General features: G+C 69.9%; 21 protein-coding genes. 11 read left to right on the top strand and 10 right to left on the bottom strand.

Translation table 11 applies throughout. The annotated features are described in order from the left end of the window. Positions 1–2: 2 nt before the first annotated feature. The 4 genes from ACMGDM_RS09220 to ACMGDM_RS09205 form a co-directional block, all read right to left on the bottom strand. Positions 3–803, bottom strand: a complete 801-nt coding sequence (locus tag ACMGDM_RS09220) for a transglutaminase family protein (protein WP_436803837.1) — start codon at positions 801–803, stop codon at positions 3–5. Next, positions 803–1,738, bottom strand: coding sequence for an alpha-E domain-containing protein (locus tag ACMGDM_RS09215; protein ID WP_436803836.1), 936 nt, complete (start codon positions 1,736–1,738; stop codon positions 803–805). The genes ACMGDM_RS09220 and ACMGDM_RS09215 overlap by 1 nt, the downstream gene beginning before the upstream one ends. Next, positions 1,738–3,225 (bottom strand): circularly permuted type 2 ATP-grasp protein, encoded by a 1,488-nt coding sequence (locus ACMGDM_RS09210; protein WP_436803835.1) that lies wholly within the window; start codon positions 3,223–3,225, stop codon positions 1,738–1,740. The genes ACMGDM_RS09215 and ACMGDM_RS09210 overlap by 1 nt, the downstream gene beginning before the upstream one ends. 77 nt (positions 3,226–3,302) lie before the next feature. After that, positions 3,303–5,327, bottom strand: a complete 2,025-nt coding sequence (locus ACMGDM_RS09205; RefSeq protein WP_436803834.1) for a protein-disulfide reductase DsbD family protein — start codon at positions 5,325–5,327, stop codon at positions 3,303–3,305. A 49-nt stretch (positions 5,328–5,376) separates the two neighbouring features. Between ACMGDM_RS09205 and ACMGDM_RS09200 the strand changes: the two genes are divergently transcribed. Continuing rightward, positions 5,377–7,020: an alkaline phosphatase family protein gene (locus tag ACMGDM_RS09200; RefSeq protein ID WP_436803833.1), complete on the top strand. Its 1,644-nt coding sequence runs from the start codon at positions 5,377–5,379 to the stop codon at positions 7,018–7,020. 226 nt (positions 7,021–7,246) lie between these two features. Here the strand turns inward: ACMGDM_RS09200 and cutA are convergent, their stop codons facing one another. From cutA to ACMGDM_RS09185, 3 genes are read right to left on the bottom strand one after another with little or no spacing between them, the layout of a single operon-like run. Further along, complete coding sequence (gene cutA, locus ACMGDM_RS09195; RefSeq protein ID WP_436803832.1) at positions 7,247–7,561, bottom strand: divalent-cation tolerance protein CutA; 315 nt, start codon at positions 7,559–7,561, stop codon at positions 7,247–7,249. Beyond that, on the bottom strand, positions 7,558–8,646 hold the full coding sequence (locus ACMGDM_RS09190) for an NAD(P)/FAD-dependent oxidoreductase (protein ID WP_436803831.1): 1,089 nt from the start codon (positions 8,644–8,646) through the stop codon (positions 7,558–7,560). The genes cutA and ACMGDM_RS09190 overlap by 4 nt, the downstream gene beginning before the upstream one ends. Further along, positions 8,643–9,569: an alpha/beta fold hydrolase gene (locus ACMGDM_RS09185; RefSeq protein WP_436803830.1), complete on the bottom strand. Its 927-nt coding sequence runs from the start codon at positions 9,567–9,569 to the stop codon at positions 8,643–8,645. The genes ACMGDM_RS09190 and ACMGDM_RS09185 overlap by 4 nt, the downstream gene beginning before the upstream one ends. Positions 9,570–9,618: 49 nt before the next feature. Between ACMGDM_RS09185 and ACMGDM_RS09180 the strand changes: the two genes are divergently transcribed. From ACMGDM_RS09180 to ACMGDM_RS09145, 8 genes are all read left to right on the top strand, one after another. Beyond that, positions 9,619–10,095, top strand: a complete 477-nt coding sequence (locus ACMGDM_RS09180; protein ID WP_436803829.1) for an A24 family peptidase — start codon at positions 9,619–9,621, stop codon at positions 10,093–10,095. Positions 10,096–10,144: 49 nt separating this feature from the next. After that, positions 10,145–11,176 (top strand): Flp pilus assembly protein CpaB, encoded by a 1,032-nt coding sequence (cpaB, locus tag ACMGDM_RS09175; protein ID WP_436803828.1) that lies wholly within the window; start codon positions 10,145–10,147, stop codon positions 11,174–11,176. A 1-nt stretch (position 11,177) separates the two neighbouring features. Beyond that, positions 11,178–12,938, top strand: a complete 1,761-nt coding sequence (locus ACMGDM_RS09170) for a type II and III secretion system protein family protein (RefSeq protein ID WP_436803827.1) — start codon at positions 11,178–11,180, stop codon at positions 12,936–12,938. 5 nt (positions 12,939–12,943) lie between these two features. After that, positions 12,944–13,582 (top strand): CpaD family pilus assembly lipoprotein, encoded by a 639-nt coding sequence (locus ACMGDM_RS09165; protein WP_436803826.1) that lies wholly within the window; start codon positions 12,944–12,946, stop codon positions 13,580–13,582. Position 13,583: 1 nt separating this feature from the next. Further along, positions 13,584–14,867 carry a CpaE/TadZ family protein gene (locus ACMGDM_RS09160; RefSeq protein WP_436803825.1) on the top strand — a complete coding sequence of 428 codons (1,284 nt, stop codon included), beginning with the start codon at positions 13,584–13,586 and terminating at the stop codon, positions 14,865–14,867. Positions 14,868–14,895: 28 nt separating this feature from the next. Beyond that, positions 14,896–15,870 carry a type II secretion system F family protein gene (locus ACMGDM_RS09155; RefSeq protein ID WP_436803824.1) on the top strand — a complete coding sequence of 325 codons (975 nt, stop codon included), beginning with the start codon at positions 14,896–14,898 and terminating at the stop codon, positions 15,868–15,870. Between the two features lies 1 nt (position 15,871). Then, positions 15,872–16,864 carry a type II secretion system F family protein gene (locus ACMGDM_RS09150; RefSeq protein ID WP_436803823.1) on the top strand — a complete coding sequence of 331 codons (993 nt, stop codon included), beginning with the start codon at positions 15,872–15,874 and terminating at the stop codon, positions 16,862–16,864. 106 nt (positions 16,865–16,970) lie between these two features. Continuing rightward, a complete protein-coding gene (locus tag ACMGDM_RS09145; protein ID WP_436803822.1) occupies positions 16,971–17,420 on the top strand; it encodes an MreC domain-containing protein in 450 nt (149 codons plus the stop codon). Between the two features lie 195 nt (positions 17,421–17,615). Here ACMGDM_RS09145 and ppdK read toward each other — a convergent pair whose 3' ends face one another. The 3 genes from ppdK to ACMGDM_RS09130 form a co-directional block, all read right to left on the bottom strand. Continuing rightward, positions 17,616–20,282, bottom strand: a complete 2,667-nt coding sequence (gene ppdK, locus ACMGDM_RS09140) for a pyruvate, phosphate dikinase (protein WP_436803821.1) — start codon at positions 20,280–20,282, stop codon at positions 17,616–17,618. A 73-nt stretch (positions 20,283–20,355) separates the two neighbouring features. Then, positions 20,356–22,674: a glycine--tRNA ligase subunit beta gene (glyS, locus tag ACMGDM_RS09135; protein WP_436804256.1), complete on the bottom strand. Its 2,319-nt coding sequence runs from the start codon at positions 22,672–22,674 to the stop codon at positions 20,356–20,358. A gap of 5 nt (positions 22,675–22,679) precedes the next feature. Continuing rightward, positions 22,680–23,519 carry a glycine--tRNA ligase subunit alpha gene (locus ACMGDM_RS09130; RefSeq protein WP_436804255.1) on the bottom strand — a complete coding sequence of 280 codons (840 nt, stop codon included), beginning with the start codon at positions 23,517–23,519 and terminating at the stop codon, positions 22,680–22,682. A 279-nt stretch (positions 23,520–23,798) separates the two neighbouring features. Between ACMGDM_RS09130 and ACMGDM_RS09125 the strand changes: the two genes are divergently transcribed. Next, positions 23,799–24,170, top strand: coding sequence for a hypothetical protein (locus ACMGDM_RS09125; protein WP_436803820.1), 372 nt, complete (start codon positions 23,799–23,801; stop codon positions 24,168–24,170). Between the two features lie 71 nt (positions 24,171–24,241). Further along, a complete protein-coding gene (locus ACMGDM_RS09120) occupies positions 24,242–25,144 on the top strand; it encodes a TraB/GumN family protein (RefSeq protein ID WP_436803819.1) in 903 nt (300 codons plus the stop codon). Positions 25,145–25,208 lie beyond the last annotated feature (64 nt).

Genomic DNA, 25,208 nt, shown 5'->3' with positions numbered 1-25,208 from the left:
GCTCAGTCCTGCGCGCTGACCTGCACCTCGACCTCGAGGCACTCCCGCCCTTCGCCCAGCCGCGAGCCCGCCACGGGCGATGACCCGGTCGCGTCGAGCGCGACCGCGACGCGCACGTGACGTTCCTCGGGCGACTCACCGAGCGTGGGGTCGAAGCCGAGCCAGCCGAGATCCTCCACCCACGCCTCGGCCCAACCGTGCGGGGTGGCGCGCCGGCCGTCCTGCAGGTCGCAATAGCCGGTGACGTAGCGCGCCGGCACCGCCAGCGCACGTGCCGCGGCGACGAACAATTGCGCGAGGTCGCGCGGTGCGGCGGAGTCGCGCGCGAATGCTGCGATGGCCGTGAGACCCGGATCGGGGCGCTCCGACGATATCGCAAACCGCTCGTGCAGCGCGCGGTTGAGCGCGTGCAGCGCAGGGATCGGCGCGGCGTCGCCGGCCGCGATGCGGGCGAAGTCCTCGATCGCGACATTGGCGGCGGTGGTGGGCGTCGCCCGCAGGTACAGCGCCGGCGGAAGAGGCTCGAACGTGCCGTGGAGCACGCCACGCGAGCTGCTCGTCACCACCTCGCCCGCCACCGCGATCTCGATTCCGTCGAGCGGTCCTTCGGCGTAGAGCATCGTGGTGCGGTTGCCGAAGCCGTCGCGATGCTCGCGCAGCCGCGCATCGCAGTCGACCGAGATATGCCATTCCGCGACCGTCTGGTCGTGGCTGTTGCGCGGGGTCATGCGCAGCAGCTGGACGATCCGCGCCTGTGGGGCGGAGAAGCGATAGCTCGTGCGATGTTCGATCGAGAGGCGCATCAGGCGAACTTGAACTGGCGGCCGATCGCGTCGTGAAGCTGTGCATTCTCCACGATAATGGCCTGAAGGTGCTGGTGAAGCCCGGCGGTGATCACATCGCTGGTGCGGGTGCGCGCGATCCGCGCCTGACGGGTACGCGCCATGCGGTCGGCCTCGCCCTGGGTTCCGCTCGATCGCGACAGGCCGGTGAGCGCGGTGACAGTCTCCTCGGTCGCGGCCGCGACGCTGCGCGGCAGCTCGCCGCGGCTGAGCAGAAGGTCAATCACGTTGGCGGGCGCGAGCCCCTCGCTGTAGAGCCAGCGATAGGCGGTCACCGCAGACACCGTCTGAAGGATCGTGGTCCATTGGTCGCGATCGACCGTGCCGCCGACCGGCTCGCCCGCGGGCAATAGCAGATGGTATTTGACGTCGAGCAGCCGGGCGGTGTTGTCGGTGCGCTCCAGCGCCTGGCCGAGCCGGATGAACAACGTCGTCTGGTTGCGCAGCATGCGATGCACCGCGCCCTCGAAACCGCGCGTCTCCGCCTTCACCGCATCGACCAGCGCCAGGGTCGTGCCCGGATCGAGCCGCGCGACGCGCTGGTCGAAGAGCAGCCACGCGCTGTTGATCGCCTGCCACGCCTCGCGGCTGAGCGCGGTGCGGACCGCGCGCGCATTGTCGCGTGCCATGCCGACGCAGCGCAGGATCGAGCCGGGGTGACCCGCATCGGCGAGAAGGAAGCGCGCCACCTCCTCACGCGTCAGGTCACCGCCGACCGCGGCAAAGGCGGGCTCGGTCTCGGTCACCGCCAGCGCCGAGCGCCACGCGTCCTCGCCGGCCGGGCGGGTGGACAGCACATCGAGGCGCAGCGTCGCCTCGACCAGCCGAGCGATGAAATCGGCGCGCTCGACGTAGCGGCCGAGCCAGTAGAGCGAGGCGGCGGTGCGGCTGAGCATCAGGCGTGACCGCCGAGCGTTTGGGTCATGCCACCGATGGCCTGGGTCATGGCGGGCGCGCCCGGCATCAGCACGAAACTGTCCTTGGTCCCACCGCCCTGCGACGAATTGACCACCAGCGAGCCCTCGCGCAGCGCGACGCGGGTGAGCCCGCCGGAGACTACCTTCACGCCACGCGCGCCGCTCAACACGAACGGGCGGAAGTCGACGTGGCGCGGCGCCACCCCTTGCTCCACCAGCGTCGGCACGGTGGAGAGCGCCAGCGTCGGCTGCGCGATATAGCGGTGCGGCTCGGCCACCAGCGCGGCACGGAATCGCTCGATCTCGGCCTGGGAGGCGGTCGGGCCGACCAGCATGCCGTAGCCGCCCGAGCCATCGACCAGCTTGACCACCAGCTCGTCGAGATGGTCGAGCACATAGCGCAGCGCCGCGGGCTCGCGGCAGCGCCACGTCTCCACGATCGGCAGCTTGGCCTCGCCGCCCGAGTAGAAGCGCACGATTTCGGGCATGTAGCTGTAAATCGCTTTGTCATCGGCGATACCGTTGCCGGGCGCGTTGATGATCGCGACATTGCCCGCGGCATAAGCGGCGATCAGCCCGGGAACGCCGAGCAGCGAGTCGGGGCGGAAGACGATCGGATCGAGGAAGTCGTCGTCGACGCGGCGGTAGATCACGTCGACCTTCACCCGCCCGGCGATCGTGCGCATGTAGACGAGGTCGTCGTCGACCACGAGGTCAGCCGCCTCGACCAGTTCGATCCCCATCGAGTCGGCGAGGAAGCTGTGCTCGTAATAGGCCGAATTATAGTGGCCCGGGGTCAGCAGCACGCAATTGGGATGCTGACCGCTGCCGCGCGGCGCGACCGACTTCATCGTCTCGAGCAGCATGTCGGGATAGCTGTCCACCGCGGCGACGCGGAACTTGGCGAACAGCTCGGGGCACAGCCGCACCATCGCCTCGCGGTTCTCGAGCATATAGCTCACTCCCGAGGGCGTGCGCGCATTGTCCTCGAGCACGTAAAATTGGTCCGGCCCGGTGCGCACCAGGTCGATCCCGCAGATATGCGCCCAGACATCATGCGGCGGGCGAATGCCGGCGATCTCGGGTCGGAACTGCGGGTTGCCGAGGATCAGATCAGCCGGCAGCACGCCTTCCTTGAGGATGCGACGCTCACCATAGATGTCGACCAGAAACGCGTTGATCGCCTCGACGCGCTGCACCAACCCCTCGGAGAGCCGCGCCCATTCATCGGCGAGGAAGACGCGCGGCACGATGTCGAACGGGATGATGCGCTCGCTCGCCTCGCTCTCGCCGTACACCGCAAAGGTGATGCCGAGCTGGCGGAAGGTGACCTCGGCGGAGCGCTGGCGCCGACGCAATTCCTCGGCGGGCGTGTCGTCGAGCCAGCGACACAGCTCCGCCAACTCGGGGCGAGCGCCGTCGCGATCGGCCGCCCCCATGATCTCGTCAAAAGCCGTTATCCCCATCAACCCCCAGCAACGCACGAAAGTGGATTTCGACCCATGCTGGCGAACTCAGCTGCACCGCACAAGCGGCGATTGGTTCAGTCCGCGGCTGGCAGCGCCGCAAGCATGCCGCTGGTGAGCACCTGAGGCAGCACGCGCGGTTCGGCCGCGCGGGGCGCGTACCAGAGGTACAGCGGCACGCCGGCGCGATTGTGCGCCTCGATGAAGCGGCCGAGCACCGGGTCGCCGTCGGTCCAGTCGCCGACCAGCACCGCCACCCTGCCCTGCTTGAAGGCGTCCGCCGTGGTCGCGGTTTCGATCGCGGCTTTCTCGTTGACCTTGCAGGTGAGGCACCAGTCAGCGGTGAAATAGGCGAACACCGGCCGCCCCTCGGCGCGCAGCGCGGCCAGCCGCGCCTCGCTGAAAGGCTCGGCGCCGGGCAGCCCCGCCACCGCGTTCGCTCCGCCCGCCGCCGGACGGACCGTCACGACCAGGCCGAGCGCAAGCGCCAGCGCCACGCCTGCCGGCCACCACGTCAAGGCGCGCCCGGCGTGCTGGCGCAGCCCGGTCCACCATAGCCCCACCGCAGCGAGCAGCGCCGCCGCCAGCCCGAGCGTCATGCCATTGACACCCGCCTGGCGCCCGAGCACCCAGGCGAGCGCGAGCGCGGTGAGCCACATCGGCAGCGACAGGAGGTGCCGCAGCCGCGTCATCCAGGCGCCCGGTCGCGGCAATCGCGCGCGCAGCGCGGGCACGAAGCCGATCAGCAGAAACGGCAGCGCGATGCCGAGCCCCAGCCCTGCGAACACCGCGAGCGCCGCCGCGGCGGGGAGCACCAGCGCAGCGCCAAGCGCGGCCCCCATGAACGGCCCGGTGCACGGCGTCGCGACGAACGCGGCGAGCGCGCCGGTAGCGAACGCCCCGGCTGCGCCGCCACGTGCCGCGAACTGCGGCGTCGGCAGCTCGAACAAGCCGGCGAGATTGAGCGCGATCGCCACCACCAGCAGCAGCAGTGCGCCGATCACGCGCGGATCCTGCAGCTGGAACGCCCAGCCCGCGTTCGATCCGGCGGCGCGCAGCGCCAGCAGCCCCGCACCGAGCCCGACGCACACCAGCAGCACCCCGGCGGTATAGGCCAGGGCCTCGCGCCGCGCGTGCGTCGCGCTTTCGCCCGACCGCGCCAGTCCGAGCGCCTTGAGGCTGAGGATGGGGAAGACGCACGGCATCACGTTAAGCAGCAGCCCGCCGAGCACCGCGCCCGCGAACGCGATCAGCGCGGTCGCGACCATGCCGCCGCCCGCACCCGGCGCCGCGACCGTACCCGGCCGTGCGCTCAGGGCCAGCCCGCCGCCGTCACCGGTAGCGAGCACCCCAGCCACGTCAGCGCTGGTCGCACTGGCGGCGGCTTTGGTCTCGATCACGAGCGTGTCGCGATCGCGCGACACGGTCTGGGGGGCGGCATAGTCGATCGCGCCCCCACTGGCGGGATAGAACCAGGCGTCCCTCACCGCCGCGTCGGCCGGCAGCGGCACCGCGAGCCGGAAGCGGTCGCCCGTGCGCTGCCACGTCGCGGGCGTCGAGAGCGGGCGCGGCAGCGCGCGTCGCCACTGATCGAATTGCGCACGCCGCGCCGAGTCGATCGCGCCGTCGCCTACGCGCAGATCGAGCGTCAGCGTCTGCGTCTCGGGGACGCATATCTCCTCGGTGCAGACAAGATAGTCGAGTTTCACCGCCAGCGGCAGCCGCGTTCCCGCGGCGAGCCCGGCGGGAACGTGCAGCGTCGTCAGCAGCGCCCACGGCTTCTCGTAGACATAGTTCATCAGCCCGGCGATCAGCAGCCGCGACGGCACAGGATAGGTCAGCTCCCCCGTGGTCGCGCCCGCGGGCAAGGTCCAGGCTGCGCGCGTCGCCACGCCGGCGTCGCCCGGGTTTTTCCAATAGCCGTGCCAGCCGGGTTGGGGCACCGCGCGAAACGCCAGCGCGACATCGCTCCCCGCCGCGGGCCGGTCGCTTTCCGCCACCAGCGTCAGCGCGACGTGGCGCGCGGGCTGCGCCAACGCGCCGCTCCCGGTCAGCAGTGTCACGAGGATGAAAAGCGCCGCGCGCACAGCTTGCCTGACCATCGGACGCGGACCATAGCCGCGGTCGCTCCCGCTTGCACCAAGGTTGGCCATGAAAACGCTTCTCCTCGCCCTGCTCGCCACCGCCGCCGCGCTGCCCGCGGGCGCGCAGACCGCCGCGTCCGCGCCGGCACCGGCCGCAACCGCGCCGCGCACCCCGCCCAAGCTGATCGTGGCGATCTCGGTGGATCAGTTCTCCGCCGACCTGTTCGCGCAATATCGCAACCACTTCAGCGACGGCATGGCGCGGCTGCTGACCGGCGTGGTCTTCCCTTCGGGCTATCAGAGCCACGCCGCCACCGAGACCTGCCCGGGCCACTCGACGATTCTCACCGGTATGCGCCCGGCGCACACCGGCATCATCGCCAACAGCTGGCTCGACCAGAAGGTCGGCCGCGCGGACAAGACGGTCTACTGCGCCGAGGACGAGCGCGCGGGCGGCGACCACGAACATTACACGCCCTCGGATCTCCACCTGAAGGTGCCCACGCTCGGCGACATGATGAAGCGCGCCAACCCACAGTCACGCGTCGCCGCCGTGGCGGGGAAGGACCGCGCCGCGATCATGATGGGCGGCCACACCACTGACCAGATCTGGTTCTGGGGCGGGCAGAAGTTCATCTCGCTCGCCGGGCGGCAGGAACCCGCGGTGGTCACGCGCGCCAACGCCGCGGTGGGCGCGCTGCTCGCCAGGCCGCAGGCGGCGCTGCCGCTGCCGGGCTATTGCAAGACATTGTCGCGCCCGATCGCGGTCGGCGGGCAGACGCTCGGCACCGGGCGGTTCGAGCGCGCCGCGGGTGACGCCAAGGCGTTTCGCGCCTCGCCCGCGCTGGATGGCGCGGTGTTCGCGCTCGCGGCGGCGATGATCGAGGACATGAAGCTCGGCCGCGGTTCCGCGACCGATCTGATCGCGGTCGGGGCCTCGGCGACCGACTATATCGGCCACTCGCTCGGCACGCAGGGCGCCGAGATGTGCATCCAGATGGCGCAGCTCGACGAGTCGATCGGCGGCTTCCTCGCGGAGCTCGATCGCACCGGCGTCGACTATGAGGTGGTGCTCACCGCGGACCATGGCGCGCACGACATGACCGAGCGCCAGCAGCAGCGCGCCATGCCCATGGAGTCGCACATCGCGCCTACCGCCTCGGCCAAGGTGATCGGCGCCGCGATCGGGCGCGACCTCGGCATCGCGGGACCAGTGCTGCTCGGGCCGGAGGGCGACGTCTACCTCGCCGACTCGGTACCCGCGGCGAAGCGCGCGCAGGTGCTCGCGGAGGCGAAGAAGCGCTTTCTCGCGCAGCCGCAGGTGGCCGCCGCGTTCACGCGTGACGAAATCGCCGCCACACGGATGGCGACCACGCCGCCGGAGACCTGGACGCTGCTCGAGCGCGCACGCGCCTCCTTCGATCCCGAGCGATCGGGCGACCTGACCGTGCTGCTGCGTCCGCGCGTCACCACGATCGCGGCGCCGGGGCCGGGCTATGTCGAGACCCACGGCAGCCCGTGGGACTATGACCGCCGCGTGCCGATCCTGTTCTGGCGCAAGGGCATGGCCGGGTTCGAGCAGCCGCTGTCGGTGGAGACGGTGGATATTGCGCCGACGCTCGCGGCGACGATCGGCCTGCCGGTGAGCGGTCTCGATGGCCGCTGCCTCGATCTCGACGCCGGCGCGGCGGATACGTGCCCGGCTGGGTGATGCGGGAGGAAGGCGTTCTGATTGACTGGCCGACGCGTGACGCTCGCGTCGGCCGGTAGCGAGTGAGTAGAAGGCGCACCCTCCCACGCGCGTCATCCTGGATCCGTCTCAGGATCCACCGTGCCGCACACGAAGCGTGCGGCGCGCGCGCGACCGTGGATCCTGCCACGAGCTCAGGATGACAACCAAGTCTTGCTGGTCAGAGCCACCTCCACCTTCGCGCGCGTCACCCCGCCTCTGCCTCCAGCCACGCGATGTAATCCGACGGCGCGGCGACGATCGGCTGTGCGATGATCTCGGGCACCTGGTAGCTGTGCAGTTCGCGGATACAGGCGGCCACCGCGTCGAAGCGGCGCGCCAGCGTCTTGGCGATCAGCAACACCTCTTCCTCGTGGCGGACGGCGCCGTCCCAGCGATACACGCTCTCCACCGCACTGAGCTGGACGCAGGCGGCGAGCCGCCGGTTCACCAAAGCGTCGGCAATGACGCGCGCCTGCTCGCGCCCGGCACAGGCGCAGCTGATCGTGATCGCCCCGCTCATTGCGCGAACCGGGCCGGACTGTACCGCGCCGCCTCGATCGCCACCGGCGGTTCATCCCCCAGCAGCAGCGCTGCGCCCACCGCCGCGGCTGCCGGCGCGGTCTGGATGCCGAAGCCGCCCTGCCCGGCGAACCAGAAGAAGCCGGGCTCGGCGAAGCCATAGACCGGCAGCCGGTCCGGCGCGAACGAGCGCAGCCCGGCCCAGCTGCGTTCGACCCGGCGTACGCGCCAGTCTACCGCCTGCTCGAACCGGTCGATCGCCACCGCCACGTCGAGCTCCTCGGCGGCGACGTCGTGCGGCACCACCGGATGCTCGTCATGCGGGCTCAGCCACAGCCGCCCGCCCGTCTCGGGCTTGAAATAGAAGCTGCCGCCGGCATGGATCACGAACGGCATGGCCGCCGGAACCGGCGGATCGACCGCGAGCTGCGCCACCGTGCGTCGGAACGGACGAATGTCCAGCGGCGCGGCACCGGCGAGCCCGGCGACCGCATCCGCCCAGGCCCCTGCCGCGTTCACGAGCAGCGCGGCGCTGATCCGCCGACCGTCCGCGAGCGTCAGCCGCCAACCGCCCGTGCCGCGTGCGGCGGCGACGAGGCGGGCCGCGGTCCACAGCGTCGCGCCCGCCCGCCGCGCCGCCGCAAGATAGTCGGCATGCAGCCGCGCCGCGTCGATATAGGCGCAGCTCGGCTCGCTGACCCCAAGCGACCACCCCTCGCGCAGCCCCGGCACCAGCGGACGCGGGTCGACCGGCGTGAGCGCGACGCTGCTGCCGTCGAACTCGGCGAGCAGCGCCTCGATCGCGGCGGCATCCTCGGCGCGGCCGACGTGCACCGCGCCGAGCGGATCGAGATAGCCGCCGGCGCGCAGCATCGCCTCCGACGCCGTGGTGAGCGGCTGGATCGCAGGGCCGCCATACGTCTCGGACCAGAAGGCGGCGGAGCGGCCGGTAGCGTGATATCCCGGCTGATCCTCGGCCTCGAGCAGCAGCACGCGCGCCCGATCACCGATCGCCGCGGCGAGGCTGGCGCCCGCGATCCCGGCACCTACGATCGCGACATCCACGCTGAGGTCAGAACTGTTCACGCGGCGTGCTCATGGAGGAAGTCGTCGATCGCGGCCAGCGCTCTGTCGCGCACCGCATCCCGCTCGCGCAGCAACTCGTGCGCCGCGCTGGCGCCGAAGCGCACCAGCGTGGCCTGCGGCAGCCGTGCCGCGACGCGTCGCGCCGCGCGCGAGTCGACCAGTCGGTCCGCGTCCGCCACCAGCAAGAGCACGGGCACGTCGAGCCGCCGGAGCGCCGGATCGGCGCGCAGCCGCGCGGTCGCGGCGAACGCCGCATCGAGCCACGCCCAACTCGGCGGGCCGAGCCGCAGCGTCGGATCCTGATCATACCACCACGCCTCGTCCGCGTACCGATCAGCATCGCCGGTGAGCAGCTGTTGGCGCGCCGTGCGGCCGGGTCGCTCGCTCTTCCAGGCCGCGCGCGCCGGATCACCGAGCCGACCCATCAGTCGCGCGACGCGTCCACCAAGCCATGCGCCCACCGGTGAGGCGAGCCCGAGCATAGGCGCCACCAATACGGCCGCGCGCGGGCGGACGCATCCGTCGACCAGCGCGCGCAACGCGAGAAAGCCGCCCATCGAATGGCCGATGATCACGTGCGGCGCGGGCAGCCGCTCGATCCAGCCGTGCCATTGCTCGGCCAAATCGCTCAGCCAGGGCGCGACATCGTCGCAATGGCCGACCGCCGCGTCGGCGCACAGCCGGCCCGACCCGCCCTGCCCGCGCCAGTCGAAGGCCGCTACGGTCCAGCCGGCGGCGTGCCAATGCGCGAACGCCTCGAGATACTTTTCGAACACGTCGGCGCGGCCGGTCTGAAACAGGATCGTACCGCGTCCGCTGCCGGGCCACTCGAACCGGCGCAGCGGCCAACCGTCCGCGGCGGGCATGCTCGTCACGTTCGCGTCGGCGGGGATGCGGCGGCGGATGGCGGGGTCGATCATCATGCCCAACATGGTTACGGTTTCTCAAACCCTGTCGTCTAGCACCGCCGCCATGGGTCATCCTCTGCTCGCCTGGTTGCTGCCCGCCGTCATGGGTCTGCTGCTGCTCTCCGCCGGGATCGAGGATGCGCGCACGCGCGAGATCGCCAACCTGAAGAACGCCGCGATTGCCCTTCTGGCGCCGGTCTGGTGGCTGGCGATCGGGCTCGATCCCTGGCCCGACATGGTGCTGCAAGTCGGCGTCGCGCTCGCGGCGTTCGCGCTCTTCATCGGCGCGTTCGCGATCGGGCAGATGGGCGGCGGGGACGTCAAGCTGATCGGCGCGCTGGCGCTGTGGCTCACGCCGCTGCGGCTGCTGGACACCCTGTTGGTGATGTCGGTGCTCGGCGGCGTGCTGACCCTCCTCTTCGTGATCGAGCGGCGCTGGCACCCGCGCGAGGGCGCGGTCGAGGTGCCCTATGGCGTGGCCATCGCGGTGGCCGGGCTGCTCACGTTAGCCGAACCGCTTGTTAACCAATTTCACCCATAGCCGGCGTGGATAACGCGCCGCCGTGCGCGCTCAGAGGACCTTCTCACCGATGGATAGTCGCAAGCTCATCATGCTGGTCGGGGCGCTGGTGGTCGCGGTGATCACCGCGGTTGCGGCGCGCTCGCTCGTCGCCGGCGCCGCGGCGCCCGAGGCGGCGGCGGTGGCCGCGCCGGTCGCGCCGGCGGTGGACGGCCCCGAGGTGCTGGTGGCGACCCGCGCGCTGCCCGTCGGCACGATCCTCGACGCCACCGCGCTGAAGTTTCAGCCCTGGCCCAAGGAGCTGGTGGAGAACGCTTATTACCAGAAGGACCAGACCGATCTGGCCAAGCTGATCGGCACCGTGGTCCGCCTGCCGATCACCGCCGGCCAGCCGGTCACCCAGGGCCAGCTGGTCAAGCCGGGCGATCGCGGCTTCCTCGCCGCGGCGCTCGGCGCGGGCATGCGCGCGGTCACCGTGCCGGTGTCGGCGCAGACCTCGGTTGGCGGGTTCGTCTTCCCGGGGGACCATATCGACCTGATCCTCACCCAGTCGGTCGACGGCGGCGGTGATGGCCCTCCGCTCAAGACGAGCGAGACGGTGATCCGCAACCTGCGCGTGCTCGCCACCGACCAGCGCACCAGCGACCAGAAGGACGAGCATGGCAATACGATCGTCCAGACCTTCTCGAACGTGACCGTCGAGGCCACGCCGAAGATGGCCGAACAGATCGCGGTGGCGCAGACGATCGGCACGCTGTCGCTGTCGCTGCGCTCGATCGCGGACAACGCGTCCGAACTAGATCAGGCGATCGCCTCGGGCGCGGTGAGCGTCGGCGATGCCAAGGACTCCAAGGCCGAGCAGGCGATGCTCGACCGGCTCGCCAACACGCCGCAGTCCGGCGACGCGAGCTATGTCGTCGGTGCCGACGTGTCACGCTTCCAGCGCCGCAGCGTACCGGCGAAGGCGACCGCCGCCGCCCCCGGCCCCGTCGTTCCCGGCGCGCCGATCACCGCCGGCGCCGCGCCGCGCGCGTCGACCCCGCTGGTGCGGATCGCGCGTGGCAACAACGTCACCGAAGTCTCCGTCGCAGGAAAGAACTGAGATGCGTCTGCCCCCCTTCCTCGCGCGCGGTGCCGCGCTGGCCGCGCTGGCCGGCGTCGCTTTGCCCCCGGCCGGCGCCGCACCCGCGGCTCGCCGCACCAGCACCGCAGCCGCGCCGACCGTCGCCGCCCGCGCGGTGCGCACCGGCCTGCCGCCGGTCGGCGTCACCAAACCCAGCGTCGAGAAGTGGCTCTCGATCGGCGAAGGCGAGCTGATCACGCTGCCCTCGACGGTCAGTGAAGTATGGACCTCCAGCCCGGACACCGCCGACGTCTATGTCGCCAATCCGCGCCAGATCCATCTCTTCGGCAAGGCGTTCGGCGAGTCGACCGTGTTCGCGACCGATCGCAGCGGCGCGGTGGTCTATTCGGCCAGCGTCCATGTCGCGCAGAACTCGACCTCGATCGACCGCATGCTGAAGGCGGCGATGCCGGGGGTGGACATCCGGGTTACCCAGGTCGGCCAGCTCGCCGTCCTCAACGGCACCGTCGATTCGCCCGCGGACATCGAGCAGGCGCAACGTCTCGTCACGACCCTGCTGAACCCCGGCATCGACACCAGCGCGAACAATGCCGTGCTCAAGATCGGCGTCATCAGCCGCTTGCGCACCGCTACCCCGCTGCAGGTGAACCTGCAGGTCAAATTCGCCGAGGTGAGCCGCTCGTTCCTCAAGAACATCGGCAACAATTTGGTCAACCGCGATCACAGCGGCGGCTTCACCTTCCTCGGCGCGTCGGGCCGCAACCCGGGCACAATCGCGGACGCCGACCTGTCGAACCTGCCGAAGCTGGACGCGTCGTCGCTGTACGGCCTCCCGGCCGGCTCGATCTCGCTCCCGTTCGATCCGGTCAAGCGGCAGTTCGTCACCGGTGGCACGCAATACAGCGTGACCAAGGATCCGAGCGGCACGCGGACCACGCTTGGGCTCGCCGGCCGGCTGCTCGGCATGGACGTGCTCTCCGCGATCGACCTCGGGGAGACGATGGGCCAAGTGACGACGCTCGCCAATCCCAACCTCACCGCGCTTTCGGGCGAGACCGGCACCTTCTTGGCCGGCGGCGAGATCCCGATCCCGATCAGCCAGGCGCTCGGCACCACCACGATCGAATATAAGCAATTTGGCGTCAGCCTCGCCTACACCCCTACCGTGCTGTCCGACGGGCGCATCTCGCTGCGCGTCCGCCCGGAGGTATCGCAGCTCGATTATTCGAACGCGGTGACAGTAGGTGCCGGGCGTGTCCCCGCGCTCACCACGCGTCGCGCCGAGACCACGGTGGAGCTCGGCTCGGGCCAGAGCTTCATGATCGCGGGGCTCATGCAGAACACTCACAACAATAGCTATGACAAGACCCCCGGGATCGCGGACCTTCCGGTGATCGGCGCGCTGTTCAAGTCGAACGGCTTCCAGCGCAACGAGACCGAGCTGGTGATCGTGATCACGCCGTATCTGGTGAAGCCGGTCAACGGCAACGACATCAAGCTGCCGACCGACAGCTATCGCGCGCCTGGAGACTTCGAGCGCGTGTTCCTCGGCTCGCTGGAGAACGGCAACCGCGCCGATGACCGCCCCAAGCCGGTGATGCAGACTCCTGCTCCGGGCGCTGCCCCCGCGATCGGCGCGGTTGCGCCGTCCCCGGCGACCGCGGTTCCCGTCGCGCCCGCTCCAACGCCGGCGCAGGCGCCCGTGTCGGACGGCCACACGGCGGTGAAGCCGTCGAACCGCAAGGCCGCGGTGCCCGCGCCCGGCTTCTCGATCAACTGAGGCTCATGACGATGCTCACCCGCCCGCTCCTTCTCGCCACGCTCGCGCTGGCCGTTCCGCTCGCCGGTTGCGGCAGCTATCGCGGCGTCGAGTCGATCCACCAGCCGGTGGTGTCGCGCAGCGAGTTCGCGCTCGATCTCCAGGCCACGGCCGACGGGCTCGCGCCCGGCGAGCCGCAGCGGCTGCGCGGCTGGCTCGACGCGCTGCGGCTCGGCTATGGCGACAGCGTCGCGGTCGACCCGGCCGACGGCGAGGCCGCGGCCGCCCGCGCGGACGTCGCCGCCGTCACCGGCCGCTACGGGCTCCGGCTCGCCGACGTCGCCGCGCCCACCGGCGCGCCGGTCGCCTCCGGCACGGTCCGCGTCGTGGTATCGCGTACCACCGCGGCGGTGACGAGTTGCACGCCGGAAGGCAACCGCGGCGTGTTCAACTTCGACGCGCGCACCAGCGGCAATTACGGCTGCGCGGTCAACGGCAATCTGGCCGCGATGGTGGCCAATCCGACCGACCTGGTGCGCGGCGTCGCGAACGACGCGAGCTATGATCCGCTCACCGGCGGCAAGGCGATCACGGCGCAACGTCGTGCCGCCCCCACCGGCGCGGGCGGCGCCGCGTTGAAATCCGAGTCGACGGGAGGCAAGTGAGATGAACGCACCATGGAAGCCGGGCAGCACCGGCAGCCGCGCCCCGTTCCTCGCCTTCGCGTGCGACGACGTCTCGGCCGAGGCGCTGCGCCCGATCGCGGCCGAGCTCGGCTGGCCGAGCGAGAACGTCTACAAGGGGGGGCTGCGCAATGCCGTGCAGACGCTCTCGGTGACGTCCTCCCCGCACGTGCTGTTCGTCGACCTCGCGGAGTCGAGCGACCCGCTCGGCGACATCAACGGTCTCGCCGAGGTGTGCGAACCCGGCACGATCGTGATAGCCGCCGGCCAGGTCAATGACGTGCGGCTCTACCGTGACCTGCTCGCAAGCGGAATCCAGGACTATCTGCTCAAGCCGCTCCAGCCCGACGCGGTGCGCGACGCGCTGGGGCAGGCGCAGGCGATGCTCAACGCGCCGAAGCCGGCCGAGGCGTCGTTGGTGGGGCCGCATTGCTCCGTCGCGGTGATCGGCAGCCGCGGCGGCACCGGCGCCTCCACCATCGCCACGTCGCTGGCGTGGCTGATGAGCGAGCGCGGCCAGCGCGCCACCGCGCTGCTCGATCTCGACGTGCATTTCGGCACGGGTGCGCTGGCGCTCGACCTTGAGCCGGGTCGCGGCCTCACCGACGCGATCGAGAATCCCAGCCGCATCGACGGGCTCTTCATCGAGCGGGCGATGGTGCGCGCGTCGGACAAGCTCTCGGTGCTCTCCGCCGAGGCGCCGATCAGCGCGCCGATCGTCACCGACGGCGCGGCTTTCTACCAATTGCAGGAGGAGATGCGCGCCGCCTTCGAGGCGACCGTTATCGACCTGCCGCGATCCATGCTGGTGCAGCACCCGCATCTGCTCGCCGACGTCAACGCCGCGGTGCTGGTCACCGAGCTGACGCTTGCCTCGGCCCGCGACTCGATCCGGCTGCTCTCCTATCTGCGCAGCAACGCGCCGCAGGTGCAGGTGACGGTGCTGGCCAATCGCGTGCACGCCGGCGCGCAGCCCGAGATCTCGCGGAAGGATTTCGAGGGATCGATCGAGCGCAAGATCGACGTGCTCGTGCCGTTCGACCAGAAGCTCGCCGCACAGGCCGCCAAGCTCGGCAAGCCGCTGGCGGAAGTGGGCAAGGCGAGCAAGACGATCGCACCGCTCGCCGATGTGGCCGATCAGCTGCTGCGCAGTGCCGAAGACGCCGAGGCGATGCCGGGCGCGGCGCGCGCACGCGGCGGGTCGCTGCTGTCGAAATTCGCCGATCTGAAGGCGCTGATCCCCAAGAAGCCGGCCAAGGCGAAGTGATCCCGCTCGCCGGTGCCCCGGAGCTGCCATGCCGATCCTGCCGCTGATCCTGCTGTTCGCCGGCGCCGCGCTGACGCTGCTGCTGCTCGCCCTCGGGCTTGCCGGTCCGTCGACCAGCAAGGCGACGACGCGTCGCCTCGCCGCACTGCGTGAGCGCCACACCGTCTCCCCTGCCAACGCGATCGAGGCGCAGATGCGCCGCATCACCGGCAAGGGGGCGACGCGCGCCGATCTTGCCGCGATGCGACTGCTGCCGAACGTCGCGCAGCTGCAGAAGCGGCTGGCGATGACCGGCAAGAGCTGGACGGTGGGCCAGTACGGCGGCGCCACCGTGGCGGTGGGCGTCGGCATGGCGCTGTTGCTGCTGCTGCGCGGCATGCCCGTGCTGCTGGCGCTGTTCCTCGGCGCGGCACTGGGCGGGCTGGTGCCGCACCTCGTCGTCGGCAAGCTGATCAAGCGCCGCATCCTTGCTTTCACCGCCAAATTCCCTGACGCGATTGAGCTGCTGGTGCGCGGCCTGCGCTCGGGCCTGCCGATCTCGGAGACGATGCAGGTCGTCGGCGCCGAGGTGCCGGGACCGGTCGGGGAAGAATTCCGCGCTGTGTCCGACAAGATGAAGATCGGTCGCACGATGGACGCGGCGTTGCAGGACACCGCCGACCGGCTCGGGACGCCCGAGTTCCAGTTCTTCGTCATCACCATCTCGATCCAGCGCGAGACCGGCGGCAATCTCGCCGAGACGCTGCAAAATCTCGCCACGGTGCTGCGCCAGCGCGGGCAGATGAAGCTGAAGATCAAGGCGATGTCGTCCGAGTCCAAGGCATCGGCGTATATCGTCGGTGCGCTGCCGTTCATCGTGTTCGGCCTGATCTACGTGATCAACACGCCGTATATGCTCAACTTCTTCAGCGACCCGCGACTGATGATCGCAGGCGGCGGCGGTATGATCTGGATGGGCATTGGCGCCTTCATCATGTCCAAGATGGTGAGCTTCGAGATCTGACATGGCTGCACATCCCACCTTCTTCGGCATCGACGTGGCCTGGGCCGCGACCCTGTTGTCCGGCATCGCGGCGGCAGCGGTGTTCGTCGCGATCTACGCGGCGGTGGGCGTGCGCGACCCGATGAGCAAGCGCGTGCGCGCGCTCAACGATCGACGCGAGCAGCTCAAGGCGGGCATCACCGCCTCCACCAGCAAACGCCGGGCCAAGCTGGTGCAGAAGAACGAGGCCGCCGATCGGATGCGCGCCTTCCTGTCGTCGCTGCGCGTGCTGCAGGACGAGCAGCTCAAGGTGGCGCAGCACAAGCTGATGCAGGCCGGCATCCGCAAGAAGGAGTGGGCCGTCGCGGTTATCTTCGGGCGCATGGTGCTGCCGATCGTCTTCGGCGGGCTGATGATCGTCTACGTCTACCTGCTCGACTCCTTCCCCGACTGGACGCCACTCAAGCGCTACGGTCTGGTCGCCTCGACGCTGGTGCTCGCCTACAAGGCGCCTGATCTCTATCTCAAGAACAAGATCAACAAGCGCAGCGACGCGATCCGCAAGGGGCTGCCCGACGCGCTTGATCTGCTGGTGATTTGCGCCGAGGCCGGTCTCACCGTCGACGCCGCCTTTCACCGCGTCTCGCGCGAGCTGGGCAAGGCTTATGCCGAGCTCGGCGAGGAGTTCGCGCTGACTGCGATCGAGCTGGGCTTCCTCACCGATCGCCGCCAGGCGTTCGAAAATTTGGCGATGCGGGTCGACCTTGATGCGGTGCGCGGCGTCGTGACGACGATGATCCAGACCGAGAAATACGGCACGCCCCTCGCCAGCGCGCTGCGCGTGCTCTCGGCCGAGTTCCGCAACGAGCGAATGATGCGCGCGGAGGAGAAAGCCGCGCGACTGCCCGCGATCATGACGGTGCCGCTGATCCTCTTCATCCTGCCGGTGTTGTTCGTCGTCATTCTCGGCCCGGCAGCCTGCTCGCTCAACGACTCCTTCATCAACGCCAAGTGACCCGACGCGGGTGTCGCCGCCTGCTTGATCGCGCCGGAACACCGCGTCCACGCTGCTCGTTGCTATGACGTTATGGGCACTCGTGCCCGGCGGCAGGGAGGATGCGATGCTGTTCACGACGTCGACGCAATATGTGGCGCTCGCCATCGCGCTGATCGCCGGCTGGCTGTTCGGCCTGGCGAGCCATCCGGGCGGGCGCAAGTGGAAGACGCGCTACATCGCAGAGCGCGACGCCCATGCGGTGACGAACAAGCGCGTGGCGGAGCTAGAGCGCGATCACGGCCGCCTTGCCGAGCTGGAACGCGACAACGCGCGGATCGCCGAGCTCGAGCGCGAGAATGCGCGAATCGCCGAACTCGAACGCGAGAACCAGCGCCTACGCGCCGCGCCGCCGGTGGTGGAGGAGCGTATCGTACGCGATGAGCGGCCGATCCTGGGCGACCCACCGAGCTACGACGAACGCGTGGTCCGCGACGAGCGTACGTTCCGCGACGAGGGCGTGGTGCCGCGCTCTGCTGCCGCGCCGGCGCACCCGACAGATCGCCGCATCGTCTGACGATGTGAGGCAGTGACCGATCGACGCTCGACCGTCATCCCGGCGTGCGCCGCGATCCATGCTGGCGCAAAAGCAACGACGTTCGACGTACGCGGCGCAATGGGCCCTGGCACCAGGCCGGATGACGTGAGAGGTTGACCGCTCCCCCAGGACGACCTCTTCCTCGCGGTACATCTCGCCCGGTCGAAGAGGACCTCAGCGCGCCGCCAGCGCCGCCTGTGCCGCCGCCAGCCGCGCGATCGGCACGCGGTACGGCGACGCCGAGACATAATCCAACCCGACCTGCTCGCAGAAGGCGATCGACGCCGGATCACCGCCATGCTCGCCGCAAATGCCGAGCTTGATCCCCGGCCGCGTCGCACGCCCGCGCTCGGCCGCCAGTGCGACCAGCTCGCCGACGCCCTCGACGTCGAGGCTGACGAACGGGTCACGCGCATAGATACCCTGCTCGACATAGGCGCCGAGGAAGCGCGCCGCGTCATCGCGGCTCACCCCCAGCGTCGTCTGGGTCAGGTCGTTGGTACCGAACGAGAAGAATTCGCCGCTCGCGGCGATCTCGCCGGCCTTGAGCGCGGCACGCGGCAGTTCGATCATCGTGCCGACCAGATAGTCCACCCGCCGCCCGCGCTCGGCGAACACCGCCTCGGCGGCGCGGTCGACCACCGCCTTCATGAGATCGAGTTCGCGCTTGGTCGCGACGAGCGGGATCATCACCTCGGGGATCGGCGCCTCGCCGCTCCTCCCGGCGACGTCGAGCGCGGCCTCGAAGATGGCGCGCGCCTGAGTCTCGTAGATCTCCGGATACGTTACCCCCAGCCGGCAGCCGCGATGACCCAGCATCGGGTTGAACTCGTGCAGCTCGGCGGCGCGGCGGCGCAGTATGTCGACCGCCACCCCCGCCGCTTCGGCGAGCTCGGCGAACTCCTTTTCCTCATGCGGCAGGAACTCGTGGAGCGGCGGGTCGAGCAGTCGCACCGTCACCGGCAAGCCCGCCATGACCTCGAAGATCGCGGTGAAGTCGGCGCGTTGCGCGGGCAGCAACTTCGCCAGCGCGGCGCGGCGGCCACGCTCGTCGCTCGCCAGGATCATCTGCCGCACCGCGGTGATGCGGTCGCTCTCGAAGAACATATGTTCGGTGCGGCACAGTCCCACGCCCTCGGCGCCGAAGTCGCGGGCGGTGCGGCAGTCCGCCGGCGTCTCGGCGTTGGCGCGCACCTTGAGGCGGCGCACCGCATCCGCCCATGCCATCAGCGTGCCGAAATCGCCCGCGAGCTCGGGCTGGAGCGTTGGCACCTCACCCGCCATCACCTCGCCGGTGGCGCCGTCGATCGTCAGCACGTCGCCCTCGCGCAGCTCGCGCCCGCCGACCCGCGCCACCTTCGCCCGCGCGTCGATAGAGAGCGCGCCCGCACCCGAGACGCACGGCCGCCCCATCCCACGTGCCACCACCGCGGCGTGGCTGGTCATCCCGCCGCGCGCGGTGAGGATGCCCTTGGCGGCGTGCATCCCATGAATGTCCTCCGGGCTGGTCTCGGTGCGCAGCAGGATCACCGCGCGCCCGTCGGCGGCCCAGCGCTCGGCGGTGTCGGCGTCGAACACCGCCGCGCCCGAGGCGGCACCCGGCGACGCGGGCAGCCCCTTGGTCAGCACATCGCGCACCGCCGCGGGATCGAGTGTCGGGTGGAGCAACTGGTCGAGTGCGGAGGGGTCGACGCGCGCGATCGCCTCCTCACGCGTGATCAGCCCCTCCTCCGCCATGTCGACCGCAATCTTGAGCGCGGCCTTGGCGGTGCGCTTGCCCGAGCGCGTCTGGAGCATCCATAGCACGCCCTGCTGCACCGTGAACTCGATGTCCTGCATATCGCGGTAATGCGTCTCGAGCGTGTCGAAGACGCGCGCCAGCTCGGCATACACGTCGGGCAGCGCCTCCTCCATCGACAGCGGCCGCGCCCCCGCCCGCTCCCGCGCCGCGCGGGTGAGATATTGCGGCGTGCGGATGCCCGCCACCACGTCCTCGCCCTGCGCGTTGATGAGGAACTCGCCGTAATAAGCGCGCTCGCCGGTCGAAGGGTCGCGCGTGAAGGCGACGCCGGTGGCGCTGGTGTCGCCCATGTTGCCGAACACCATCGCCTGGACGTTCACCGCGGTGCCCCAGTCGCCCGGTATGTGGTTGAGCCGGCGGTACACCTTGGCACGCTCCGACTGCCATGAGCCGAACACCGCGCCCACCGCGCCCCACAATTGATCGTGGACGTCCTGCGGGAACGCCCTGCCCCAGAGCTGCTCGACCAGCTGCTTATATTCGGCGACCAGCCCGCGCAGGTCGTCCGCCGACAGCTCGGTATCGAGCGTGTAGCCGCGGTCCTCCTTGGCGATCTCCAGCGCCTCCTCGAAGGCGCCATGGTCGAGCTCGAGCACCACGTCGGCGTACATCTGGATGAAGCGGCGGTAGCTGTCCCAGGCGAAGCGTGCGTCGCCGCTCGCCGCCGCCAGCCCCTCGACGGTGGCGTCGTTGAGCCCGAGGTTGAGGACGGTGTCCATCATCCCCGGCATCGACACGCGCGCGCCCGAGCGCACCGAGACGAGCAACGGGTTAGCCGCGTCGCCGAAATGCTTGCCGGTGATGCCCTCGATATGCGCGATCCCGGCGGCCACCTCGGCGCGCAGCGACTCGGGAAAGCGTTCGCCCTTCTCATAGTAGCGCGCGCACATCGCAGTGGAGATGGTGAAGCCCGGCGGCACCGGCAGGCCGATCGAGGCCATCTCGGCGAGGTTGGCGCCCTTGCCGCCAAGCAGGTTCCGGTCGCCCGCCTTGCCCTCCGACACCCCCCCGCCGAAGCGATAGACGTACTGGTCGGTCATGCTTCCAAGTCCTTGTTTCGACGAGGGCGGGCGCGCGAATGTTGAGAAAGTTGAGAGCCGGGCGCGGTGTCTCTCAACCTTCGATCTTGGCGAAATCGGCGACCGTATGGACCGCGGCGCGGACGCGCGCGAGCAGCGCCAGCCGCGCGTCGCGCTTGGCCCGGTCAGGGTCGTTGACGGTCACATGGTCAAAGAAGGCGTCGATCGGGGCGCGGAGCGTCGCGAGCGCGGCCATCGCGCCCTCGAAGTCCTCGCGCGCGACCGCGGCGGCGGCGGCGGGCTCGGCCGAGTCGAGCGCGACGACGAGCGCGGCTTCGTCCTTTTCCGGCGTGTAGGACAGGGGTTGGTGCCGCTGCGCCGGTGCGGTGTCGGTGATGCCTTCCTTCTTGAGGATGTTGGCGGCGCGCTTGTAGCCCGCGAGAAGGTTGGCGCCATCCTCGGTGTCGACGAACGACTGGAGCGCACGCACCCGTGCGAGCAGGCAGACGAGATCGTCCTCGCCGCCGAGCGCGAACACCGCGTCGATGAGGTCATGGCGCACGCCGGCCTCGCGCTGCTGCACCTTGAGGCGGTCGGCGAAGAAGGCGAAGAGAATACGACTGTCAGTTGTACCTTGCTCAACGAACGCGGCCGCATCCTCGTTCGCCGCCTGAGTAGCGGAAATAACCAACTGGTTGAATGTCTCACGATTGATCAAGCGGCGGCTTATCGCCTCGTAATCAGATATAATCGGCCACATCCGTTCAAGTGGACTCCGCTGCAACCGGAAGTGAACATCGGAGCACGCGTGAAAGAGGACAGGCAACAATTCTAGACGAAGCTCATTGTGTATTACTAACCGAATGATGCCCAAAGCGGCTCGGCGAAGTGCATACGGGTCTTTCGAACCGGTCGGTCGCTCATCGATTGCAAAGAAGGTCGCAAGCGTGTCCAGCTTGTCGGCGAGGCTCACCGCGATCGTCACCGGCGCGGTCGGCACTTCATCCCCTTGCCCCACCGGCTTGTAATGGTCACGCACCGCCTCGGCCACCGCGGCCGGCTCGCCCTGCGCCGCAGCGTAATAGCCGCCCATCAACCCCTGCAGCTCGGGGAACTCGCCTACCATGCCGGTGACGAGGTCGGCCTTGGCGAGCTTGGCGGCGCGATACGCCTGATCCGCCAACTCCGCGTCACCCCGGCGCAGGCCGGGGTCCAGTCGCACCCGTTCCGTAGCGGCGCCCCGGCCTTCGCCGGGGTGACGGGAGGACGTGGAAGCGGCATCGCCCGAGCCGCCGACAATGCCCTCTTCCACCAGCCAGCGCGCCAGCTTGGCGACGCGCTCCACCTTGTCCGCAACCGTGCCCAGCTTCTCGTGGAACACGATCTTGCCGAGCTTCTCTGCCTGCTGCTCGAGCGGCACCTTGAGATCGGTCTCGTAGAAGAAGCGCGCGTCGCTCAGCCGCGCCGCGAGCACCTTGCGGTTGCCGTCGACGATCCGCGCGCCGCCGTCGCTCGCGGCGATGTTGGCGGTGCACACGAACGCGTTCGCGAGCCGCCCGTCAGCGTCGCGGCAGACGAAATACTTCTGGTTCACGCGCGCGGTGAGCTGGATGACCTCGGGCGGCACGTCGAGGAAGGCGGGGTCGAAGCGGCCGAGCAGCGGCACCGGCCATTCGGTCAGCCCGGCATTCTCGGCCACCAGCCCCTCGTCCTCGACCAGCACCAGCCCGGCCTCGGCGGCGAGCGCGGCGGCGCGCTCGCGGATCAGCGCGGCGCGTTCGTCCTGGTCGACGATGACGTGGCAGGCGCGCAGCTTCTCGACATAGTCCGCCGCCGAGCCGATCGTGATCGCGCCGGGATGGTGGAAGCGGTGGCCGAGCGTCGCCGCGCCGCTCTCCACGCCCGCGACGCTCACCGGCACGAGCTGCTCGCCGAACAGCGCGACGATGCCGTGGAGCGGGCGGACCCAGCGCAGGCTCTCGGTCGAGCGCGACTCCGCGCCCCAGCGCATCGACTTGGGCCAGGGGAAGGCGCGGATCACCGCAGCGACCGCCTCGGCGAGCACGTCGGGCGTGGCGCGGCCGGGCTTCTCGCTCACCGCGTAGAGCACGCCGTCGCGCTCGGTGAGCTGCTCGCGGGTGAGCCCGGTCTTGCGCAGGAAGCCCTCGAGCGCCTGCGGCGGCGCGGACGCGCGCGGGCCCTTGATCTCCTCCGACACTGCGGCGGTCGCCTCGGGCAGCCCGCGCGCGATCAGCGCGAGCCGGCGCGGCGTGGCGTAGGTGACGGTCTCTACCGCGGCGAGCCCGGCGCGTGCGAGCTCGGCAGCGAACAGGCGGGCGAGATCCTCGCGCGCCTTGGCCTGCATGCGGGCGGGGATCTCCTCCGAGCGGAGTTCGAGCAGGAAGTCGGTCATGTGGTTCACGCCGCCCACCCGTTCTTCTCCATCCACGCCCCGCAGGCGCCCTTCGCCAGGTCGCGCACGCGGCCGATATACGCCTGGCGCTCCGCCACCGAGATCACGCCGCGCGCCTGGAGCAGGTTGAACGTGTGGCTCGCCTTGATCGCCTGCTCATAGGCCGGGATCGGCAGCCCCGCGACGAGGCTGTTCTCGCACTCGGCCGCGGCCTTGCGGAAGGCGTCGAACAGCGCGTCGGTGTCCGCCACCTCGAAGTTCCACGCGCTCATCTGGCGCTCGTTCTCGAGGAAGACGTCGCCATAACTCACGCCCGCATCGTTGAAGCGCAGGTCGTAGACGTTGTCGACGTCCTGGATGTACATCGCCAGCCGTTCGAGCCCGTAGGTCAGCTCGCCCGCCACCGGCTTCATGTCGAAGCCGCCCATCTGCTGGAAATAGGTGAACTGGGTCACCTCCATCCCGTCGCACCACACCTCCCAGCCGAGCCCCCAGGCGCCCAGCGTCGGGCTCTCCCAATCGTCCTCGACGAAGCGGATGTCGTGGACGCCCATGTCGACCCCGATCGCGGCGAGGCTGCCGAGATACAGCTCCTGCAGGTCGGGCGGGCTCGGCTTCAGGATCACCTGATATTGGTAGTAATGCTGCAGCCGGTTGGGGTTCTCGCCGTAGCGGCCGTCGGTGGGCCGGCGGCACGGCTGGACGAAGGCGGCGTTCCACGTATCGGGCCCGAGCGCCCGCAGCGTGGTGGCGGGGTGAAAGGTGCCCGCGCCCATCTCCATGTCATAGGGCTGGAGGATCACGCAGCCGCGCTCCGACCAATATTGGTGGAGCCGCAGGATCATCGCCTGGAAGCTGAGCGGGCGGTTGGCGCTGGTGTCGGTCACCGCGGCGCTGTGGCCGAAGCCCGGCGCGGAATCAAGCGAGTGGCGCGTCGGCGTGGTGGCGCAGCCGCGTCGGTTACCGCACCTGACCGCAGATAGCTGATAGTGTTGCCTTTGTTTTATCTCGATAACTTATGACTGACCGCTGAGCATCGAAGAGCGAGACAAGTTGAGTCGGCTGCTGTTCAGCAATCTTCTGCTATCGCGCATCTTTCCCTATCATAAAAAGGAGCGCTACTCATGGCCTATCCTTTTCTTTTTGCTGCCCTTCTTCTCGCCGAACCGGTGAACCCGGTGCTCTCGCCTTTGCCTCAGCCGGCCGAGACGAGCGCGCGCGCGTCACGCGCGCTACCGGCGTGTCGACCGCTCGGCCTTGCGCAGGGCGTGACGCCGGCCACCTCGGTGCTGGCCACCCGCGCCAACGTGATCCAGGCGGACATCGTCACCGCACGCAAGATGCAGCGGCTAACGCAACAACAGGCCGATGCGTTGTGGCAGGAGACGGATCAGGTCCGCGCGCGCGTCGCGGGCAAGGCGCGGCTGCCGGTCGGGACGCGGGCAGAGGCGGCGCGTGCGCTCGACTCGGTCGCGGCGCGGCTCTGCCACGGCTGATGCGCGCGCGCCTTGCGACGCGCCGCACGGGCAGCGATAGCGCCCCCTTTCCTTCGTCGGGACGCCGCCGCATGACCGCTGCCATGAAGATCGCCCTCTCCGCCGTTGCGCTGTTCCTCGCGCTTCCCGCCTGCGCGCAGCGAGTGCCCGCCCCCGCCGCGGCGGGCGAAGCCGATCCCGCTCTGTGGGTGGTGAAGGACAAGGACACGACGATCTACCTCTTCGGTACGATCCACGTGCTGAAGCCCGGCCTCTCCTGGTTCGACGAGGGCGTGAAGAAGGCGTTCGACCAGTCGCAGACGCTGGTGCTCGAGATGGTCGAGCCGGACGCGGCGACGTCGCAGCGGATCGTCGCCGCCAAGGCGTTCGCGCCGGCGGGCAGCGTGCTGACGACACAGCTGCCGCCCAACTACCGCCCCGCCTTCGCCAAGGCGATGAGCGAGGGCGGCATCACCGCGGCGGCCTATGATCGGATGCGGCCCTGGTTCGCGGCGGTGACGCTGTCGCTGCTGCCGATGCAGAAGCTCGGCTACCAGGCCGCCAATGGCCCCGAGACGGTGCTGACCCAGGCGGCACGCGCCGCGGGCAAGCAGGTGGTGGGTCTGGAGACGTTCGAGGGGCAGCTCGGCATCTTCGACACCTTGTCGCCGCCCGCGCAGCTCCAGCTGCTGGAGAGCACGCTGGACGAGCTGCCCACCGCCGAGCGCACCTTCGACACGTTGGTCAGCGCCTGGTCGCACGGTGACCCCGACGGCGTGGCGCAAGAGATGAACGAATCGCTGAAGGACTCTCCCGAGGTCGCCAAGGCGCTGCTGGTCGACCGCAACAAGCGGTGGGCAGCGTGGATTGCGGAGCGGATGAAGCAGCCCGGCACCGTCTTCGTCGCGGTCGGCGCTGGGCATCTGGCGGGCGCGCAGAGCGTCCAGGCGCAGCTCGGCGCGTACCGCCTCAAGGCGGTGCGTGTGAACTACTGATTGCGTTTCGGGCGCGTCGCGGCTAAGCGCGCGCACTTCTCGTCATGGTCATCCCTGGAGGCGT

The organism is Sphingomonas larreae, assembly GCF_051400595.1.
Classification (GTDB): Bacteria; Pseudomonadota; Alphaproteobacteria; order Sphingomonadales; family Sphingomonadaceae; genus Sphingomonas.
Note: the sequence above shows the minus strand (reverse complement) of the source record. Positions and strands in the feature narration are given on the sequence as shown.

Bases quoted from the DNA above. Each gene is read 5' to 3' on its own strand.
- ACMGDM_RS09205 (WP_436803834.1), bottom strand. From the start codon at position 5,327: ATGGTCAGGCAAGCTGTGCGCGCGGCGCTTTTCATCCTCGTGACACTG.
- cutA (WP_436803832.1), bottom strand. From the start codon at position 7,561: ATGAGCGGGGCGATCACGATCAGCTGCGCCTGTGCCGGGCGCGAGCAG.
- ACMGDM_RS09145 (WP_436803822.1), top strand. From the start codon at position 16,971: ATGCTGTTCACGACGTCGACGCAATATGTGGCGCTCGCCATCGCGCTG.
- glyS (WP_436804256.1), bottom strand. From the start codon at position 22,674: ATGACCGACTTCCTGCTCGAACTCCGCTCGGAGGAGATCCCCGCCCGC.
- ACMGDM_RS09180 (WP_436803829.1), top strand. From the start codon at position 9,619: ATGGGTCATCCTCTGCTCGCCTGGTTGCTGCCCGCCGTCATGGGTCTG.
- ACMGDM_RS09185 (WP_436803830.1), bottom strand. From the start codon at position 9,569: ATGATGATCGACCCCGCCATCCGCCGCCGCATCCCCGCCGACGCGAAC.
- ACMGDM_RS09150 (WP_436803823.1), top strand. From the start codon at position 15,872: ATGGCTGCACATCCCACCTTCTTCGGCATCGACGTGGCCTGGGCCGCG.
- ACMGDM_RS09215 (WP_436803836.1), bottom strand. From the start codon at position 1,738: ATGCTCAGCCGCACCGCCGCCTCGCTCTACTGGCTCGGCCGCTACGTC.
- ACMGDM_RS09200 (WP_436803833.1), top strand. From the start codon at position 5,377: ATGAAAACGCTTCTCCTCGCCCTGCTCGCCACCGCCGCCGCGCTGCCC.
- ppdK (WP_436803821.1), bottom strand. From the start codon at position 20,282: ATGACCGACCAGTACGTCTATCGCTTCGGCGGGGGGGTGTCGGAGGGC.
- ACMGDM_RS09125 (WP_436803820.1), top strand. From the start codon at position 23,799: ATGGCCTATCCTTTTCTTTTTGCTGCCCTTCTTCTCGCCGAACCGGTG.
- ACMGDM_RS09165 (WP_436803826.1), top strand. From the start codon at position 12,944: ATGACGATGCTCACCCGCCCGCTCCTTCTCGCCACGCTCGCGCTGGCC.
- ACMGDM_RS09160 (WP_436803825.1), top strand. From the start codon at position 13,584: ATGAACGCACCATGGAAGCCGGGCAGCACCGGCAGCCGCGCCCCGTTC.
- ACMGDM_RS09120 (WP_436803819.1), top strand. From the start codon at position 24,242: ATGACCGCTGCCATGAAGATCGCCCTCTCCGCCGTTGCGCTGTTCCTC.
- cpaB (WP_436803828.1), top strand. From the start codon at position 10,145: ATGGATAGTCGCAAGCTCATCATGCTGGTCGGGGCGCTGGTGGTCGCG.
- ACMGDM_RS09210 (WP_436803835.1), bottom strand. From the start codon at position 3,225: ATGGGGATAACGGCTTTTGACGAGATCATGGGGGCGGCCGATCGCGAC.
- ACMGDM_RS09155 (WP_436803824.1), top strand. From the start codon at position 14,896: ATGCCGATCCTGCCGCTGATCCTGCTGTTCGCCGGCGCCGCGCTGACG.
- ACMGDM_RS09170 (WP_436803827.1), top strand. From the start codon at position 11,178: ATGCGTCTGCCCCCCTTCCTCGCGCGCGGTGCCGCGCTGGCCGCGCTG.
- ACMGDM_RS09130 (WP_436804255.1), bottom strand. From the start codon at position 23,519: ATGATCCTGCGGCTCCACCAATATTGGTCGGAGCGCGGCTGCGTGATC.
- ACMGDM_RS09220 (WP_436803837.1), bottom strand. From the start codon at position 803: ATGCGCCTCTCGATCGAACATCGCACGAGCTATCGCTTCTCCGCCCCA.